Origin of the sequence: uncultured Leptotrichia sp. (assembly GCF_938036635.1) — a bacterium.
In the GTDB taxonomy this organism is placed as follows: domain Bacteria; phylum Fusobacteriota; class Fusobacteriia; order Fusobacteriales; family Leptotrichiaceae; genus Leptotrichia; species Leptotrichia hongkongensis.
On the sequence record NZ_CALHQO010000188.1, the window covers coordinates 1 to 1,111 of the forward strand.

Genomic DNA, 1,111 nt, shown 5'->3' on the forward strand with positions numbered 1-1,111 from the left:
TTCCTTATTAAGTTTGTAAAACACCTATAATTCTTTACTATTATTATACTCTCTTTCTTATATTTGTCAACCCTAAAAAAGGATATTTTTTTCAAATTTAAATAATTTATTAATATGATATTGGATTATACAAAATATTGTTGACAAATATTATAAAATAATTTATAATAAGTATACATATAATGTTAGGAGGAAATATAATGGAATTTAGTTTTACTTTAAAAATCAAAACAAAAAAAGAAGATGCGTGGGAATACTATGCAAATATTGAAAAATGGTATGATTGGGAAAAAGACTTAAAAAATATAACATTAAAAGGTGAATTTAAGACAGGTTCATATGGAACTATGGAACTTGAAGGAATGCCGCCTATGGAATATAAACTTACTCTTGTAAAACCTTTTGAAGAATTTTGGGATAAAACAGAAACTCCATTTGGAGATATTCTTTTCGGTCATCAAATAATTGACAACAACGATGGAAGCATAAATATAAAACATACTGTAATTTTGGACAGTGAAGATGAACAGCATTTAGAATTTTTAAGCCAAGTTTTTTCAGATGTCCCTCAATCTATATTTATTCTAAAAAATTACTTGGAAAGATAAGGTGATTGGTACTTGTTTACATCAAAATATAAAGATAATTCAGAAAAATCAACAGGATTGTTATTTATGAGGGTATACAATAAATGGCATTCTATGATAAAAAAAGAACTAAAGAAAATGAACTTAACACACCCTCAATTTGTTGTTTTAGCTTCCCTTGCTTATTTATTACAAGACAGCGACGAAGTTACGCAAGTCATGATTTCAAAACTCTCAGGAATAGATGTTATGACAGTATCTCAAATATTAAATTTATTAGAAAAAAATGATTTTGTAAAAAGAAAAGAACATTCAAGAGACACAAGGGCAAAAGCAGTTATTTTGAACAAAAAAGGAGAAGAAGCATTACAAAAAGCTGTTCCATTAGTTGAGCAAATCGATGAAATTTTTTTCGAAAAGTTAGACACCGATGAAGAACAATTTAAACATTTTCTTGCTAGATTAAACGAAGAATAAGAAATATTATAATTAATGAGTATGTCAAAATTACCATTTTTATTATT

General features: G+C 26.3%; 2 protein-coding genes. Both read left to right on the top strand.

The window, feature by feature from the left end; translation table 11 throughout:
- Positions 1–200: 200 nt before the first annotated feature.
- A complete protein-coding gene (locus Q0370_RS03705; protein WP_299572284.1) occupies positions 201–608 on the top strand; it encodes a polyketide cyclase in 408 nt (135 codons plus the stop codon).
- 12 nt (positions 609–620) lie between these two features.
- Positions 621–1,064, top strand: coding sequence for a MarR family transcriptional regulator (locus Q0370_RS03710; RefSeq protein WP_299572286.1), 444 nt, complete (start codon positions 621–623; stop codon positions 1,062–1,064).
- The last annotated feature ends 47 nt before the right edge of the window (positions 1,065–1,111 follow it).